17 protein-coding genes and 3 tRNA genes are annotated in these 15020 nt (G+C 75.2%); 11 read left to right on the forward strand and 9 right to left on the reverse strand.

Features of this window, described 5'->3' with window-relative positions; all coding sequences use genetic code 11:
- Positions 1 to 26 precede the first annotated feature (26 nt).
- The gene (locus tag AB0O09_RS18935) at positions 27 to 1160 is read right to left on the reverse strand and encodes a low temperature requirement protein A (protein WP_363542787.1); all 1134 of its coding nucleotides are present in this window, start codon (positions 1158 to 1160) and stop codon (positions 27 to 29) included.
- A 140-nt stretch (positions 1161 to 1300) separates the two neighbouring features.
- Between AB0O09_RS18935 and AB0O09_RS18940 the strand changes: the two genes are divergently transcribed.
- A complete protein-coding gene (locus tag AB0O09_RS18940) occupies positions 1301 to 1603 on the forward strand; it encodes a hypothetical protein (RefSeq protein ID WP_363542788.1) in 303 nt (100 codons plus the stop codon).
- A 57-nt stretch (positions 1604 to 1660) separates the two neighbouring features.
- Here the strand turns inward: AB0O09_RS18940 and AB0O09_RS18945 are convergent, their stop codons facing one another.
- From AB0O09_RS18945 to AB0O09_RS18970, 6 genes are all read right to left on the reverse strand, one after another.
- Positions 1661 to 2470: a TIGR02452 family protein gene (locus AB0O09_RS18945; RefSeq protein WP_344627809.1), complete on the reverse strand. Its 810-nt coding sequence runs from the start codon at positions 2468 to 2470 to the stop codon at positions 1661 to 1663.
- 142 nt (positions 2471 to 2612) lie between these two features.
- Entirely contained in the window at positions 2613 to 4847 is a 2235-nt protein-coding gene (locus AB0O09_RS18950; protein WP_363542789.1) for a DEAD/DEAH box helicase, read from the reverse strand.
- 206 nt (positions 4848 to 5053) lie between these two features.
- Complete coding sequence (locus tag AB0O09_RS18955) at positions 5054 to 5593, reverse strand: hypothetical protein (protein ID WP_363542790.1); 540 nt, start codon at positions 5591 to 5593, stop codon at positions 5054 to 5056.
- A 192-nt stretch (positions 5594 to 5785) separates the two neighbouring features.
- Entirely contained in the window at positions 5786 to 6160 is a 375-nt protein-coding gene (gene crcB / locus AB0O09_RS18960; RefSeq protein WP_344627805.1) for a fluoride efflux transporter CrcB, read from the reverse strand.
- The gene (locus tag AB0O09_RS18965; RefSeq protein ID WP_363542791.1) at positions 6157 to 6540 is read right to left on the reverse strand and encodes a DUF190 domain-containing protein; all 384 of its coding nucleotides are present in this window, start codon (positions 6538 to 6540) and stop codon (positions 6157 to 6159) included. The genes crcB and AB0O09_RS18965 overlap by 4 nt, the downstream gene beginning before the upstream one ends.
- Before the next feature lie 82 nt (positions 6541 to 6622).
- On the reverse strand, positions 6623 to 7027 hold the full coding sequence (locus tag AB0O09_RS18970) for a CrcB family protein (protein WP_363542861.1): 405 nt from the start codon (positions 7025 to 7027) through the stop codon (positions 6623 to 6625).
- A 136-nt stretch (positions 7028 to 7163) separates the two neighbouring features.
- On the opposite strand from AB0O09_RS18970, the gene AB0O09_RS18975 reads away from it, so the two are divergent.
- The 4 genes from AB0O09_RS18975 to AB0O09_RS18990 all read left to right on the forward strand — a co-directional run bounded on the left by AB0O09_RS18975 (position 7164) and on the right by AB0O09_RS18990 (position 7924).
- Positions 7164 to 7505 carry a metallopeptidase family protein gene (locus AB0O09_RS18975; RefSeq protein ID WP_095873704.1) on the forward strand — a complete coding sequence of 114 codons (342 nt, stop codon included), beginning with the start codon at positions 7164 to 7166 and terminating at the stop codon, positions 7503 to 7505.
- 116 nt (positions 7506 to 7621) lie between these two features.
- Positions 7622 to 7694: transfer RNA gene (locus tag AB0O09_RS18980), tRNA-Glu, on the forward strand.
- Between the two features lie 55 nt (positions 7695 to 7749).
- A tRNA-Asp gene (locus tag AB0O09_RS18985) sits at positions 7750 to 7823 on the forward strand.
- Positions 7824 to 7850: 27 nt separating this feature from the next.
- A tRNA-Phe gene (locus AB0O09_RS18990) sits at positions 7851 to 7924 on the forward strand.
- A 93-nt stretch (positions 7925 to 8017) separates the two neighbouring features.
- Here the strand turns inward: AB0O09_RS18990 and AB0O09_RS18995 are convergent.
- Positions 8018 to 8866, reverse strand: a complete 849-nt coding sequence (locus tag AB0O09_RS18995) for a sulfurtransferase (protein WP_363542792.1) — start codon at positions 8864 to 8866, stop codon at positions 8018 to 8020.
- A gap of 420 nt (positions 8867 to 9286) precedes the next feature.
- On the opposite strand from AB0O09_RS18995, the gene AB0O09_RS19000 reads away from it, so the two are divergent.
- The 6 genes from AB0O09_RS19000 (at position 9287) to AB0O09_RS19025 (ending at position 13807) form a co-directional block, all read left to right on the forward strand.
- Entirely contained in the window at positions 9287 to 9757 is a 471-nt protein-coding gene (locus AB0O09_RS19000; RefSeq protein WP_344627802.1) for a helix-turn-helix domain-containing protein, read from the forward strand.
- A 97-nt stretch (positions 9758 to 9854) separates the two neighbouring features.
- Positions 9855 to 10322: a hypothetical protein gene (locus AB0O09_RS19005; protein ID WP_363542793.1), complete on the forward strand. Its 468-nt coding sequence runs from the start codon at positions 9855 to 9857 to the stop codon at positions 10320 to 10322.
- The gene (locus AB0O09_RS19010) at positions 10315 to 11577 is read left to right on the forward strand and encodes an MAB_1171c family putative transporter (protein WP_363542794.1); all 1263 of its coding nucleotides are present in this window, start codon (positions 10315 to 10317) and stop codon (positions 11575 to 11577) included. Before AB0O09_RS19005 ends, AB0O09_RS19010 begins: the two co-directional genes overlap by 8 nt.
- A complete protein-coding gene (locus AB0O09_RS19015) occupies positions 11574 to 12302 on the forward strand; it encodes an oxygenase MpaB family protein (RefSeq protein ID WP_363542795.1) in 729 nt (242 codons plus the stop codon). Before AB0O09_RS19010 ends, AB0O09_RS19015 begins: the two co-directional genes overlap by 4 nt.
- Positions 12303 to 12485: 183 nt before the next feature.
- On the forward strand, positions 12486 to 12998 hold the full coding sequence (locus tag AB0O09_RS19020) for a hypothetical protein (protein WP_363542796.1): 513 nt from the start codon (positions 12486 to 12488) through the stop codon (positions 12996 to 12998).
- A 170-nt stretch (positions 12999 to 13168) separates the two neighbouring features.
- Positions 13169 to 13807, forward strand: coding sequence for a hypothetical protein (locus tag AB0O09_RS19025; protein WP_363542797.1), 639 nt, complete (start codon positions 13169 to 13171; stop codon positions 13805 to 13807).
- Between the two features lie 55 nt (positions 13808 to 13862).
- Here AB0O09_RS19025 and AB0O09_RS19030 read toward each other — a convergent pair whose 3' ends face one another.
- On the reverse strand, positions 13863 to 14999 hold the full coding sequence (locus AB0O09_RS19030) for a hypothetical protein (protein ID WP_363542798.1): 1137 nt from the start codon (positions 14997 to 14999) through the stop codon (positions 13863 to 13865).
- Positions 15000 to 15020 lie beyond the last annotated feature (21 nt).

The raw sequence follows: 15020 nt of genomic DNA on the forward strand, positions 1-15020 counted from the left end.
CCGGGCCGGCGGTGCGCGGCACCGGCTCAGCCACGGGCGGGCCGGTGCCGCTCCTCCCAGGCGAAGGCCGCGGCCATCAGGACGGCGATCGCCCCGAGCTGGACGAGCGCCGACCTCCCCGTGCCGAGCGGGACGGTCGCCGCGACCAGGGCGGCCGCCACCAGCCGGGGCAGCAGCGGGTGCAGGCCGAAGGTGCGGCGGATCCCGGCGTTGGCGACCAGGAACAGCGCCGGGCCGGCGGCCAGCACCGCGGCCCGGGCGGTGGAGAGCACCGCCGTGGGGTGCGCGACGGCCGACTCGGCGCCCGCCGCGAAGAGGATCACCGCGAGCAGCAGGGCGTAGTGGCCGAGGTTGTGGACGCGGATCGCCACGCGGTTGCGCCGGGCGTCGTCCAGCACCGCCATCACGGCGACCGTCCGCTCGTCGTCGTCGTGGCCGAAGTAGGCCCACCACAGACCGATGCAGACCGCGAGCGCGCAGACCGCCGCACCCACCGGCCCGGCGGTGAGCTCCTCGTGGCCCGCGGCGCCGGCGCCCAGCGCGACCACCGACTCGCCGAAGGCCACGATCACCACCAGCCCGTGCCGCTCCACGAAGTGGTCCGCCCGCAGGTGGAACTGCGGCAGGTCGACCAGGTACGGGTTGGCGATCTGCAACGCCAGCGAGGCCGTCCACAGGGCGAGTTGGACGGAACCCTCCAGGTAGCCGCCGACCACCACCAGGACGGCGATGACCAGGTTCAGTCCGCCCATCCGCAGCACCGACCCGCGGGCCACCCCGGCCGCCGCGAACATCCCGGTGTGCACGGCGATCACCAGCAGGTACGCCCAGCCGAACGCGGCCCCGCTGCCGTCGAAGGCGTGCGGCACGGCGAGCGAGACGATCAGGAAGCCCGTCATGCCGAGCAGCAGGAAGGCCCGGCGCGGGTGCGTCGACGGCGGCATCGCGTTGGTGAGCCAGATGAACGCGTCGTACATCCACCAGATCACGGCGAGCATCACCAGCACCCGCACCAGCCCGCCCGGGGTCAGGTGGTGCACCAGGCTGGCGGTCAGCTGGGTGATGGTGAAGACGAAGACGAGGTCGAAGAAGAGCTCCAGCGGGCCGACCCGCAGTTCGCCCTCGCCCTCGACGGCGGTGGTCCCGGTGGCAGTGGTCACGGGCGCGAGTATGGATCAACTCGGCCGCCTGCGGGCGGGATTTCGGCCGCACCGGTGCCCGCCCGGTGCCGTGCCCCGCCCCGGGCACCGGGCCGGGCGGGTTAGGGTCGCAGGAGAGTCCCGGAGCGAGGAGTACGGCAATGGCGGGTGTCCCGAGCACGGCGGTGGCGGCGGCCGGTCTGATCGGCGGGTACGGCACCGCCCGGTGGAGCGGGCGCCGGGAGCTCGGCGGGGCGGTGCTCGCCGCCGCCGGTGCCACCGCGGCCGTCCGGTGGAACCGCCAGGCCGGCCCGGCCACCGCGGCGGCGCTGACCGGGCTCTACGTGGCGGCGTTCGGCGGCTCGCACCCGCTGGCGAAGAAGATCGGCGCCTGGCCCTCCGTCCTCGCGGTGACCGCCGTGGTGGCCACCGCCTCGGCCCTGGCCACCCGCCGCAGCAACTGACCCGGAGGCCCCGAGGGGCAGGCGCCCCGCCCGGCCGCGGGTCGGCCCGGGTGCCGCTCAGGCCGCCGGGAAGCGCGCCTCGAAGGCCGCCCGGTTCGCCGACACCGGTGAGCGGTCCCAGACCGCGAAGACCACCCGGTCGAAGGCGGCGCCGTGGGTCGCCAGGGCGGCGGCGAAGGCGTCCGCCACCACCGCCGGGTCGTTGCGGAACACCCCGCAGCCCCAGGCCCCCAGCACCAGCTCGCGGACGCCGTGCCGGGCCGCCGCGGCGAGCACCCGGACGGCCCGCTCGGCGAGCACCCCGGCCACGTCCACCGGCCGGCCGCCGGAGCGCAGCGCCAGCTGGCCCGCGTTGGGCGCGGGCGAGGTCAGGAAGGACAGCGCGTAGGGCTCGGCGAGCAGCCCGCCCGGCCCGCGGACCACCGGCACGTGGGGCGACCAGATCACCCGGTGGCTGTACCGCAGGTCACCGGAGGCCCGGTGCGCCTCGTAGTAGTCCGGGGCCTCCAGCAGGCACCGGTAGAGCAGCGCGCTGCGGCAGAGGTCCTCCTCCTGGGCCTTGGCACCGCGCAGGTAGCCGCCGCCCGGGTTCCGCGCCGAGGCGAAGTTCAGCACCGCGACGTGCTCGCCGCCCGCCGCGACCAGCCGTGCGCCGGCCTGGATGCTGCCCTCGGCGGTGACCTCGACCGCCCCCGTGAACGGCCCCGCCCCGGGGCCCGCCGGCTCGTCCGGCCCGTACGAGACCGTGCCGGCCCGGGCCGCGGCCAGGACCGGCCCGATCTCCACCACCGCACCGGCCCGCGTCCGGTAGTTCCCCCGCTCGGCGATCTCCTCGTTCTCGACCGCCACCTGGTGCATTCGACTCATGGCGGCGACGCTACGCGCCCCCCAGGGGAGTCCGCCACCGATTATTCTCATCCCGAGAACAACACCGCGCCCGGCCGCCCGGGAACGCGGACGGGCCCGCCCCACCGAAGTGGAGCGGGCCCGTACCGGGGCGCGTGAGGCGTCAGTTCTTCCAGCGCGGCTTGCGGTCGTCGCGGTTGAAGCCGCCGCGCTCACCGCGGTCGCGGTCACCGAAGGAACGGCCACCGCGGTCGTCACGGCCGAAGCCCTGCGGACGGCCGCCGGAGCGGTGGTCGTCGCGGCGGGCGAACGGACGGCTGCTGCTGTTGCCGCGGTCGCGGTCACCGAAGGACGGGCGGTCGCCGAAGGAGCGGGCCGGACGGTCGCCGAACGAACGGCCGCCGCGGTCGTCGCGGTTGAAGCCACCGCGGTCGTCACGGTTGAAGCCGCCGCGCTCACCGCGGTCGCGGTCGCCGAACGAACGGCCACCGCGGTCGTCACGGTTGAAGGAACGGCCACCGCGGTCGTCACGGTTGAAGCCGCCGCGCTCACCGCGGTCACGGTCGCCGAACGAACGGCCACCGCGGTCGTCACGGTTGAAGGAACGGCCGCCACGGTCGTCACGGTTGAAGCCGCCGCGCTCACCGCGGTCACGGTCGCCGAACGAACGGCCACCGCGGTCGTCACGGTTGAAGGAACGGCCACCGCGGTCGTCACGGTCGCGGTCGCGGTCGCGGCCGAAGGAGGGGCGCTCGCGGTCGCGGTCCCGGGTGAACGCCGGGCGCTCGCTGCGGGCCTCGCGGTACGACGGAGCACGCTCGGCCTCGACCGGGGCGGCAGCGGCCTCGACGGCGGGCGCCTCGGCGGCGGCCGCACCCTCGATGGTCTCGGCGGTCTCGGTGGCGGGCTCGTCCTCGATGCCCAGCGCGGCACGCTCGCGCGCCGCACGGGAGGCGAGGCGGTCGGCCTCCTCGCGCAGCTCGGTCGCCCGGCGCTGCGCGCGCTCCAGCTGGCGGGTCATCTCGGCGACCTCGCGCTCGGCGGCACCGGCGATGCCGGCCGCGGACTCGGCCTGCACCTCGACGAGCGAGCGGGCGCCGGTGATCTTGGCGACCTCGGCGTCGAAGGCGTGGTCGAGGATGTGGCGCGAGGCCTCGACGCCGGCGTCCTCCATCAGGCGGAAGACGGAGCGGCGCTGGTGCGGCAGCACCAGGGTGACGACGGTGCCGGAGCGGCCGGCGCGGGCGGTGCGGCCCGAGCGGTGCAGGTAGTCCTTGTGGTCGCCGGCCGGGTCGACGTTGAGCACCAGGTCGATGCCGTCGACGTGGATGCCGCGGGCGGCGACGTCGGTGGCGACGACCACGTTGACGTAGCCGTCCTTGAAGTCGCCGAGGACGCGGGTCCGGGCGCCCTGGGTCATGCCGCCGTGCAGCGCGTCGGCCTTCACGCCGGCCTCGACCAGCTGCTCGGCGACGCGGTCGGCGCCCATCTGGGTGCGGACGAAGATGATGGTGCGGCCCTTGCGGGCGGCGATCGCGTTGGTGATCGGCGCCTTGTCCTTGGGCTTCACCACGAGGATGTGGTGGGTCATGGTGGTGACCGCGCCGGCGGACGGGTCGACCTCGTGGGTGACCGGGTTGTTCAGGTAGCGCTTGACCAGGGTGTCGATCTCGTTCTCCAGCGTGGCGGAGAAGAGCAGGCGCTGACCGCCGGCCGGCACCAGGTCGAGGATCTCGGTGACCTCGGGCAGGAAGCCCATGTCGGCCATCTGGTCGGCCTCGTCGAGGACGGCGACCTGCACGTCGTCCATCTTGGCGGAGCCGCGGTTGATCAGGTCGCGCAGGCGGCCCGGGGTGGCGACGAGGACGTCGACGCCGCGCTCCAGGGCGTAGATCTGGTTGGACATCGAGGTGCCGCCGCAGACGACCTTGAGGCGCAGGCCGAGCACCGAGCCGAAGGGCTCCAGGGCGTCGGCGACCTGCATGGCCAGCTCACGGGTCGGCACCAGGATCAGGCCGCGCGGGTGCTTGGGGCGGGTGCGCTCGCCGTCGGCGAGGCGGGTGAGCAGCGGCAGGCCGAAGCTCAGGGTCTTGCCGGAGCCGGTGCGGCCGCGGCCCAGCACGTCCTTGCCGGCCAGGGCGTCCGGGATGGTCGCGGCCTGGATCGGGAACGGGGTGGTGACGTCCCGCTTGGCGAGGGCGCGGACGACCTCGTCCGGCAGGCCCAGGTCGCCGAAGGTCACGGTGGGCTCGGTGTCCGCGGCGTCCGCGGTGTCGACCTCCGTCCCGGCGTCCTCGACGGTGTCGAGCAGCTCGGCGGAGTCGGTGGTGTCGATGGTGTCGGCGGCGTCGAGACCGTTCGCGGGCATGGCGAAGCGGGCGTCGTCAACGAGAGACATGCAAAACCTTCCGGAAGTGGCACGCGCCAAAGTCCGGGGTTCTGTTTCACAACCGCCTCTATGCGGTCAGCCACGGATCGCCGGAACGCGCCAAGGGCGCCGTTTCAAGGGAATCAGGGCGCCAGTCAAATGGATCAAACGAACGATCTACCACCATAGAGGAACCTGGGGATCAGAGGCAAACCTGCTGGCCAACCCGTTGATGATCAGCCCGAACCGCCGCCGGAACCCGAGGAACCGGGGAGGCTCGGCAGCGAGCCGGAGTCGGAGGGCGTGGGCTGCGCGCTGGCGCTCGGTTCCGGCGCCGGGGTGGCCGAGGGGGTGGAGCCGGTGGGCCCGGCGGTCGGATGCGGCTCGGGCGTCTCCACGCTCCGGTTGGCCGGCAGCGAGGCCGACGGGGCGGGCGACGGCCCGGCCGGGGGCGGGGTCTGCGGCGGGGCGCTCGCGGTCGTCGAACCGGACGGCTTCGCCCCCGGCCGCACGGCCGCCGCGGGCACCACCGCTCCGTGCCCGGCGTGCTTGCCGCCCGCCCCCCGCGCCCCCGGCGCCCCGGAGTCCCCGGGCAGGTCGCCCTGGCCGGTGTTCCGGTCGCTGCCCTGCAGTTCGGCCGACCCCGCCCCCACCGCCATGCACCCGCTCAGCCCCAGCCCCGCCAGCGCCGCCAGTGCCGCGCCCGCGACCGCGCGCCGCCGCCTCGACCCGCCCGGCCGCACCGCGGCCGTCACCCCGGCCATCACCCCAGCCATCTCCCGAGCCACCTCTCGCACCGCCCACCCGGGCCCACCGCCCTCCGGTGCCCAACGCGCGGCGGGCCCCGTCGGACACGGCCGGCGCCCCCGTCCGGGCGGGCGGCCCTCCCCGCGCCCCCGGACGGCCCTCCGCGCGGGCCTGCGCGCGGCCGTGCCCGGAGGGCTCGCGCCGGGAGTCCGGACGGGGCGTCATCCCCAGAACGCGTGCGCCAGCGCCGTTCCCGCGTACGCCGCGCCGAGGCCCGCCAGCAGGCTGCCCGCGACGTTCGCGAACGCCATGAACCGCGCGCCGCTCTGCGCCAGCCGCAGCGTCTCGTACGAGAACGTGGAGTAGGTCGTCAGCGCCCCGCACAGGCCGGTGCCGATGAGCAGTTGGAGGTCGGAGGAGGCCGCGCCGCGCGCCGCCGCACCGGTCAGCAGGCCGAGCACCAGGCAGCCGGAGACGTTCACGGTGAAGGTGCCCCAGGGGAACACCGAGTCGTGCCGCGCCTGGACGGCCCGGTCGGTCAGGTAGCGCAGCGGAGCGCCGACCGCCGCACCGGCGATCACCAGCAGCCAGGTCACCGGCCCTCCTCCCGCCCGGCGCCCCCCGCCGGGCCGCCGTCCGCCTCCGCGGCACCGAACCGGATGGCCTCGCACTCCTCCAGCAGCACCGGCCCGAGCCCGGAGAGCTCCTCCAGGCGGGGCAGGAAGGCCCGGATCCGCTCCGCGGTGTCCACCACCACGACCGCCACCGGCAGGTCCTCGCCGAGCGAGAGCAGCCGGGCGGTGTGGATCACCGAGGAGGCGCCGAAGCCCTCGATGCCGCGGAAGACGCTCGCCCCGGCCAGGCCGGCGGCGTGCGCGCGGTGCACCACCTCGGTGTACAGCGGGCGGGAGCGGTACATCCGGCTCTCGCCGACCAGCACGGTCAGGCGCAGGGCCGTGCCCCTGAGTCGGCTCATCCCGTCCTCCTGCCGTCACGTCCGTCGTCGCGGTCGTCCTTGCGGTCGTCCTTGCGGTGCGGCCGGCCGCCGCGCTCCGCGGTCATCCGACCCGCCGGCCGAGCAGCCGCCGGGTCAGGCCGGCCGCGATCCAGACCGAGGCCAGGGCGGCCAGCACGGTGGCGGCCAGGTAGGCCAGGCCGCGGGCGGGCGCCCCGTGGTCGATCAGGCGCTGGACCTCCACGGTGGCCGTGGAGAAGGTCGTGAACCCGCCCAGCACTCCCGTCCCGAAGAACGGCCGGAGCAGCGGGTGGGGCGCCCAGACCTCGGTGACCAGCACCAGGAAGACCCCGATCACCGCGCAGCCGAGGGTGTTGACCAGCAGCGTCGTCCACGGGAAGGCGTCGGGGCCGGTCGGCCAGGCGAGGGCCGCGCCGTACCGGGCACACGCCCCCAGCGCGCCGCCGAGCGCCACCACGGCGACGGTCGGCCCCTGGCCGCGCAGCACCGGCGGCCCGCCGCCGGCGGCCTCCCGCGGCGGCGCCGCGACCCCGCTTGTCCGGTCCGAGCGCACACTCCAGTGAATCACCCGCGTGGATCACCTGGCACACCGTCACCGCACACCCGACAATGAGGCGGTGGAGATGACCCGGGACGAGTTCGAGACGCTGGTCGCCGATGCCCTCGACCAGATCCCCCCGAAGCTCGCGGCGATGATGGACAACGTCGCGATCTTCGTCGAGGACGAACCGGATCCCGCCTCCCCCGACCTCCTCGGCCTGTACGAGGGGACCCCGCTGACCGAGCGCGGCGAGTGGTACGCCGGGGTGCTGCCGGACCGGATCATCATCTACATGGGCCCGACCCTGCGGTACTGCGAGACGTACGAGCAGATCACCGACGAGGTCCGGACGACGGTGATCCACGAGGTCGCGCACCACTTCGGCTTCGACGACCACGAGCTCCACGAGCTGGGCTGGTCCTGACCCCCTGCGCGCGACACCCGACATCACGGCCGGAAACCGTTTTGGTGTTCCCGCCCGGCATCCCATATGCTTCTCGACGTCCCCGAACGCTGGATAACAGCAGAGGGGGGCCGCAAGCCCTCATCGTCTAGTGGCCCAGGACGCCGCCCTTTCAAGGCGGTAGCACGGGTTCGAATCCCGTTGGGGGCACGCGTTACCGTAGTACAGTGCAGTGCCGCAAGGCCTGAGCGGATCTTCCGCACCAGGTCCCGTGGAGCAGTTGGTTAGCTCGCCACCCTGTCAAGGTGGAGGTCGCGGGTTCAAGTCCCGTCGGGATCGCTCGTCTCGCAAGAGACGTTGCAGTACGGCCAGGTAGCTCAGTTGGTACGAGCGTCCGCCTGAAAAGCGGAAGGTCGCCGGTTCGACCCCGGCCCTGGCCACAATCGGAGCCCCCGCAGCGTTGATCGCTGCGGGGGCTCCTTCGTGTTCCCCGGGTACGGGCGGCGGGGGCGGGCGCGCCCCCGCCTGGGCCGTCACTCCGGGTCGGGCCCCTGGGCGACGGGGAGGTCGCCGGGGCGGCCCCACTCGCTCCAGGAGCCGTCGTACACGGCGAGGTCGCGGTAGCCGGCCAGCTCGGCGCCGAGGGCCAGTACGCAGGCGGTCACCCCGGAGCCGCAGCTGACCACCAGCCGCTCCCGCCCGTCGGCGACGGCCGCGAACCGGGTCCTCAGTTCGTCGGCGGGCCGCATCCGGCCGTCCACCTGGAGGTCGAGGTAGGGCAGGTTCACCGCGCCGGGGATGTGGCCGCGGCGCAGGCCCGGGCGGGGTTCCTCGACCCGGCCGGCGTAGCGGTCCCGGCTGCGGGCGTCGAGCACGGTGGCGGCGGGGTCGGCGAGCGCGGCGTCCACCGCGCGGCGGTCCACCAGGAGCCCGGCGCGGGGCCTGGCGGTGAAGGTACCGGGCTCGACGGGCCCCTGCTCGACGCCGGCCCCGGCCAGCGGCAGCCCGGCGGCCTCCCAGACCGGCAGTCCGCCGTCCAGCACGGCCGCCCGGTCGAAGCCCATCGCCCGCAGCATCCACCAGGCCCGGGCGCTGGAGTAGATGCCGGCGTTGTCGTAGGCCACCACGACGCTGTCGTCGTCCACCCCGAGGGCGCGCAGCTCGCGCTCGAACTGCTCGGGGCCGGGCATGGTGTGCGGCAGCGGGTCCGCCGGGTCGGAGAGCGCGCCGTCGATGTCGAAGGTCCGCGAACCGGGGATCGGCCGCCGGATCCCCCGGTACGCCCCGACGCTGGCGTCGAGCACGACCAGCCCGGGCCGGCCCAGGTGCTCCGCCAGCCAGTCGGCCGGCACCAGTGGTCCGGGAGGGGACAGCAGACTCATCGCACGCACCTTCTCCGCTCGGCCACCCCGCACACACCGTTCACGGGCGTCCGACGCACAGTAGTACAGGTGTGCAAACGACCGGGGCGTTCCGGGGGAACTGCGCAGGGGGCGCGGACGCGCGGCGGCGGCGGGGCCTGCCGGGGGCGGGACCGGGCGCCGTTGCCCACCCCCGTGGGGCAGCGGCGCGCCGGAGCGTGTGGGCCGGGGATGCGGCCGGGCGGCCGCGCTGGGCGGGGCCGGTGCGATCGATCCTGCTCAATGCGTGACTGACTGTCAACTATCGTGGATCGCACTCTGAGGGACTCCCGGATTCCGGCACGGCTCGCGCACCGGAACGGCACTTCTTCCTCAACGATCGTGCAAGATGGGCCGGTCGGGGGATTCTGGCGTAGCGTCAGATCGTTCTATGATCCGCGCATGTCCACCGAATCTGCGCGACCGGAGGGCTCCGCCGGGCCGTCCGGTGAGGGGGCCGGGCCCGACACGGGCTCCCCCGACTTCGCGGCCCGCTTCCGGCGCCTGATCAAGGTGATCTACCCGAAGGACCTCGGCCGCCCCTGGCGGGACACCGAGATCGCCCTCGGCACCGGCCTCAGCGGGACGTACATCGGGAACCTGCGCAAGGGCACCCAGAAGCCGAGCCTGGAGAACGCGGTGAAGATCGCCAAGTTCTTCGGCGTGCCCCTGGACTACTTCAGCGACTCCGCGACCGCACAGGCCGTCGAGCGCGACCTGCAGCGGATCGAGGCGCTCCGCGACGCCCGGGTGGAGCGGATCGCGATGCGGGCGGCCGGCCTTCCGCCGGAGATGCAGGACGCCGCCCTCACGGTCGTGGAACAGTTGCGCAGGGCGGTCGGACTGCCCGACGACGGTGGCCCGGCGGAGTGACGTGACCGGGCAGCAGGAGACGCCGCTGGGCCACTGGCGGCTTCCCGAAGGGGAGCACGTGCGAGGTGTGGGACGTACCCGCCGCCGGATGCGGGCCGTGGCCAGGCAGCTGGGGCTGCCTCCGCTGAGCACGGTGGAGGAGCTGTGCACGGCGGTCGCCGAACGGACGGGCCGCCCCGTCCGGCTGGCACCGCGCCGGATGCGGGTGGGGGAGCCCTCCGGCTTCGTCGAGCGGCTGCCCGGCGAGGACGTCGTCCACTTCGAGCAGGAGACCTCGGGCCTGCACCAGGCCCACATCGTCTGCCACGAGCTCGCCCACCTGCTCTGCGGGCACCTGCCGGAGGCCGCCCCGCCGGACGCGGAGACCGCCGCGGTGGAGCTGCCCACCATCGACCCGGACGTCCTGCGCCTGGTCCTCGGCCGCTCGCACTACGACGACGCGGCGGAGGAGGAGGCGGAGGTGCTCGGCGCGGAGCTGCTGCGGATCCTGGTGCTCGCGCCGGGCGCCGGGACGACCTCGCAGCTGGCGCCCGCCCTGGAGCACCGCAAGGGCCAGCATGTCTGAGCAGCTCGCGGCCCCGGCGGTGTCCGAGGCGCCGTTCAACGCCGTCTACCTGGCGATCGGCGCGGCGGCCTGGGTGGTCGCCGCCCTCAAGTTCAGGGCCTGGCGGCGCGACCCCTCGCCCGGCCTGCTGGTGGTGGCGCTGGCGATCGCCTCGCCGGCGAGCTCCTTCCTGATGGCCTCGCCCGTCCTCTACCGGGCGATCGACCGGCTCGCGCACACCGGCAACCTGGCCACCTTGCTGGTGTACCTGGGCATCACCGGCTTCTCCGCGGCCGCCGTGGTGCTGGCGCTGATCTGGACCCCGCCGGGGGACCGGGACGGCGACCGGATCTGGGACGTCTCCTCGTCCGGCACCCGGCGGCGGATCCGGGCCCGGCTGACGCTGTTCGCCGTGCTGGCCGCGCTGATGGCGGTGCTGTTCGCCGCCGGCCGGGCGGGCGCGCCGGAGACGCCGCTCACCTTCGACACCACCTTCGCGACGGTGCCCGCGATCGCCTGCTTCCTGGTGCTGTACCAGGGCGCCTTCGCCTTCGCGCTGATCGACATCGCCCGGGTCTGCCGGGGCCACGCCGCCCGGCTGCCGGCCGGCTGGCTGCGCGGCGGCATCCGGTTGATCGCCCTCGGCTCGGCCACCGCCTGCCTCTACGTGCTCTGCAAGATCGTCGCGATCGGGGCGGCCGCCGCCGGGATCGGCGGCGCCGAGTGGCTGAGCACCGCCGCCGGGCCGGCCTTCGCCGCCGTCGGCGCCCTGCTGATCACCGCGGGCTTCGCCGGCCCGGCGGGCGCCAACTGGGCCCGGCGCCGACGCGACTACCGGGCGCTGCGCCCGCTCTGGGACCTCGTCTACCGCGCCGACCGGCGGCTCGCCCTGGAGGCGCCGCCCGCCCGCTGGACGGAGCGCCTGGCCCTGCGCGACCTGGAGTGGCGCACCACCCGGCGCGGCCTGGAGATCCGGGACGGCCAGCTCACCCTGCGGCCATGGGTGGACCCGGCCGTGGTCGCCGGCAGCGCCCGGATCGCCGAGCGGGCCGGGCTGGACGGCCCCGAGCGGGCCGCCCTCGTGGTCGCCGCCGCACTGCGCTCCGCCGTCGCCGCACTGGACGCCGGACGGCCGCCGCGGCCCCGCGAGGAGCAGGCCGTACTGCCCGGACTCGACGCGGACCCGGCGGAGGAACGGGCCCACCTCGTCCGGGTGTCCCGCGGCCTCGACGGCCCGCTGATCGCCGAGGCGCTCGCCGCCGCGGGCCCGGCATGAGCGGCGCACGGCCGCCCGACGATGCCCGCGACCCGTACGCGCGGCTGGTGCTGGAGGTGATGCCGGAGGAGTCCCGGGTCGGGCTGACCCTGGGCTTCGTCCGGACCTTCGGGATTCCGGAGATCGCCGCCGTGCTGCACGCCACCGGGCAGGTGACCGGGCAGCCGAAGACCCGGGCCAAGGCGACCGGGGCGGCGATGTTCACCCTGATCGGGCACGGCCCGGGCAGCGCCGAGGGCCGCCGGGTGGTGGAGGGGCTGCGCCGGGTCCACGACCGGCCCGGCATCACGCCCGAGCTGATGCACTACGTGCTGGCCTGCTTCACCGTCTGCCCGCTGCGGTTCATGGACGAGCACGGCCCGCGGCGGCCGGCTCCGCCGGAACGGGACGCCGCCTACGCCTTCCACCTGGAGCTCGCCGGGGCGCTCGGCCTGCCCGTGCCGCCCGGCGACGGCCTCGCGGGCACCGAGGCCTGGATGCGCGAGGTCGAGCGCCGCCGCTTCGCGCCCTCCCCGCAGGCCCGGGAGCTGTGGGCCTCCGCCCGCGGCCTGCTCGCCTCCCGGCTACCCGGGCCGCTGGCCCCGCTCGCCCCCGTCCTGGCCGCCGCCCTGTTGGACGAGCCCCTGCGGACCGCGCTCGGCGCACCCCGACCGCCCGCCCTCGTCCGCACCGCGGTCGACGCCGCCCTGCGTCTGCGCGCCGGACGGGCCCGCCGGGCGGCCTGACCCGGGACGGCACCGCCCGACCGCGAGAACGGGGCGAGAACCGGCCGGCACCGGACGGCCGCCCGCGGCGGCCGGGCCGGGCGCACACTGGAGGTGCACGCCGGGCGCTCCGGCGCGGTGGAGGGGACCGGCCGCAGCACCGCGGTCGGCGGTCCGCCGCCCGCCCCCGGCCCGGAGGTGCCCGTGTCCTCAGCCCCGGCAGCCCCCCGGCGCGGTCCGTCGGCCGTGCTGCGCAGGTGGGCGGTCGGGCTCGGCCGGGGCCCCGGCCGACCGCCCGCCGAGCCCGGTGACCGCCCGCCGGACCGCGAGGCGCAGGCCGCCGCCCTGCTGGCGGTGCTGGACGCGGCGGTGGCCGAGCAGGCCGCGGCGGACCGCGCCCTCGCCACGTGCGGGGAGCCGGGACCGGTGGCGCCGGGGCTGGCGGAGCTGCTGTCGCGGCAGGCGGTCCGGTACGGGAGGCTGGCGGGCTGGCTGCGGGCGCTGCCGGCGGACGGCGACCTGGCGGGCGTCCGCGACCTGGCGATCCGGCTGGTGGCGTACCACCAGTGGATGCTGCACCAGTCGGCCAACCTGGCGTTCGCGGGCCACCACCGCCCGCGCAGCGAGGCCGCCCGGGAGCGGATCAACGGCCTGGGTGCCCCCGCGGACCGGCTGCGCGAGCTGCGCGACCGCCTGCGGACCGACGTCCCGGAGTGACCCGGCGTCAGCCGACGGTGTGACAGGAGCCCCACCGGCCGGGCGCGGTGGGGTCGGTGGCAGCCAGTAGGCTCCGCAGGAACGGCCGCGTGCAGACCGCCGCGGCCCGGGGGGCGGTCGGCCGGCGTGACCGGCGGGCCGCACGCGAGTCATCCAGGGGGAAGTCCGTCATGCGCATCCGTCCCGCGGCCGTTGCCGCTCTGCTCGTCGCGACCGCGTTCGGCGCCGCCGCCTGCGGCCCGGAGGATTCCACCGGCGGCGGCGCGGTCGCCGCACCGGGCAAGGCGTCCGCCGCGCCCTCCGCCGCGGCGGACGGGCCGTCGGCGGGCGCGGCCGACCCGGCCTCCTCCGCCCCGGCCGGCAAGGCCACCGGAGCCGCCACCGGCGCCGCGGACGCCGACAACGGCGGGCGCGGGCCGAACTGCAAGGAGTACTTCAAGACCCACAAGGTCGTCCGGGTCCGCACGGTCGACAAGGGCCTCGGCAAGCTGACGGCGGAGTCCGTCGAGGCGAACTGCAGCCCCAACGGCCTCTTCTTCAACCCGGACGAGAAGCCGAAGCCCTACACCGTCGCGCCCGACGCGAAGATCACCGTCTACACGGACGAGAGCCTGCGGACGAAGACGGTCACCGTGCGGTCGGGCACCGCGGGCGACGGCCTGGCGCACGTGAAGACCTGCGCCGAGAGCAACCACGTGACCGACCCGGACAGCCTGCCCAAGGGCTGGTTCTGCTACCAGGACACGTACGAGTACACCGTGGACGCGAAGGGCGCCATCACCTCGCTGAAGGAGACCTGGAGCTCCTGACCGGAGCCGGCGGGCTCCCGGCGGTGGTGCACCGCCGGGAGCCCGCCGGGACGGGTCACATGCCGTTCTTGCGGACGGCGGTGTACTCCGAGTACTTGGAGAGCGGGACCTCGCGGGAGACGCAGCCGAGACTGCCGTTGTCCTCGAGGATGACCATCCGGGTGTGCGCCTTGTCCGCCCACCCGCCGAACAGGACGACGTGCTGCTCGCCGTGGGCCTGGTGGACGACCATGGCGTCGCCGGGCAGCATCGAGCTCTTGGAGATGTGGTGGGCGATGCCGCCGCTCTCGCTGATCAGCGGGCCGGTGGTGGTGCCGGGGCCGGGCAGGCCCCACGCCGCGGAGACGAAGCCGGAGCAGTCGACGCGGTAGCCGTTGGTCTCGGCGCCCTGGCTGTAGCCGAGCTTGCGGTTCACCCGCTCCATCGCGCGTTCGACCATGGCCTTCCGCTCGTCGGAGGCACCGTCGAGGATCGGCTGGTCCTTGGGGCCGACGCCCTGGCCGTTGTGGCGGTGCCAGTGGTCGCTCCAGGAGTCCCAGCCGGAGCCGTTGATGATGTGGGTCTGCCAGTCGCCGCGGCTGCGGTCCTTGATCTTCGGGCCGTCGTGGCGGCCGCCGGGGCGGGTGCTGATGCCGCTGCCGTCGCTGCCCGAGTCGTCGGTGCCGCCGTGGTTGCCGCCGCCCCCGGTGTGGCCGCCACCGCCGGTGTGCCCGCCGCCGCCGGTGTGGCCCCCGCCGCCCGTCTGGCCGCCGCCCCCGTGGTTCCCGCCGCCGTTGCCGCCACCCGTGCCGTCGATGCCGGTGTGCGGGCCCTTGGGCTGCTCCTGGCCCACGTGGGGCTTCTTGAGCGCCTCCTGGATCTTGCGCTCGATCTCCTTGTACTCGGTCAGGACCTGCTTGATCTTCTCGGCGTCCTGGCCGAGCTCCTCGGTGAGCTTCTTCTTGGTCTTCTCCAGGGCGTCGGCCCGGTCGGAGATGTCCTTGACCTTGGAGGCCACCTGGGCGGCGACGGCGAAGAAGTTGGCGACGCCGAGCAGCCCGCCGGCGCTCAGGTCGGTCGCGGCGGCCTTGGCGACGGCGTTCTTGATGGCCCCGACGCGCTGGCTCATCTCCGTCATCTTGGCGTTGATCTTCTGGAAGTCGCTCTGGATCTTCGCCAGCTCCTGCAGCTGGACGCCGAACTGATCGGCCATGGCGCGGTGTCTCCTCGTGCC

This window comes from Kitasatospora sp. NPDC093679 (genome assembly GCF_040683455.1).
In the GTDB taxonomy this organism is placed as follows: Bacteria; Actinomycetota; Actinomycetes; order Streptomycetales; family Streptomycetaceae; genus Kitasatospora; species Kitasatospora arboriphila.

Coding starts and splice junctions, on each gene's coding strand:
- AB0O09_RS18940 (WP_363542788.1), top strand. CDS start 1,301: ATGGCGGGTGTCCCGAGCACGGCGGTGGCGGCGGCCGGTCTGATCGGC.
- AB0O09_RS18945 (WP_344627809.1), bottom strand. CDS start 2,470: ATGAGTCGAATGCACCAGGTGGCGGTCGAGAACGAGGAGATCGCCGAG.
- AB0O09_RS18950 (WP_363542789.1), bottom strand. CDS start 4,847: ATGTCTCTCGTTGACGACGCCCGCTTCGCCATGCCCGCGAACGGTCTC.
- AB0O09_RS18955 (WP_363542790.1), bottom strand. CDS start 5,593: ATGGCTGGGGTGATGGCCGGGGTGACGGCCGCGGTGCGGCCGGGCGGG.
- AB0O09_RS18965 (WP_363542791.1), bottom strand. CDS start 6,540: ATGAGCCGACTCAGGGGCACGGCCCTGCGCCTGACCGTGCTGGTCGGC.
- AB0O09_RS18975 (WP_095873704.1), top strand. CDS start 7,164: ATGACCCGGGACGAGTTCGAGACGCTGGTCGCCGATGCCCTCGACCAG.
- AB0O09_RS18995 (WP_363542792.1), bottom strand. CDS start 8,866: ATGAGTCTGCTGTCCCCTCCCGGACCACTGGTGCCGGCCGACTGGCTG.
- AB0O09_RS19000 (WP_344627802.1), top strand. CDS start 9,287: ATGTCCACCGAATCTGCGCGACCGGAGGGCTCCGCCGGGCCGTCCGGT.
- AB0O09_RS19010 (WP_363542794.1), top strand. CDS start 10,315: ATGTCTGAGCAGCTCGCGGCCCCGGCGGTGTCCGAGGCGCCGTTCAAC.
- AB0O09_RS19015 (WP_363542795.1), top strand. CDS start 11,574: ATGAGCGGCGCACGGCCGCCCGACGATGCCCGCGACCCGTACGCGCGG.
- AB0O09_RS19025 (WP_363542797.1), top strand. CDS start 13,169: ATGCGCATCCGTCCCGCGGCCGTTGCCGCTCTGCTCGTCGCGACCGCG.
- AB0O09_RS19030 (WP_363542798.1), bottom strand. CDS start 14,999: ATGGCCGATCAGTTCGGCGTCCAGCTGCAGGAGCTGGCGAAGATCCAG.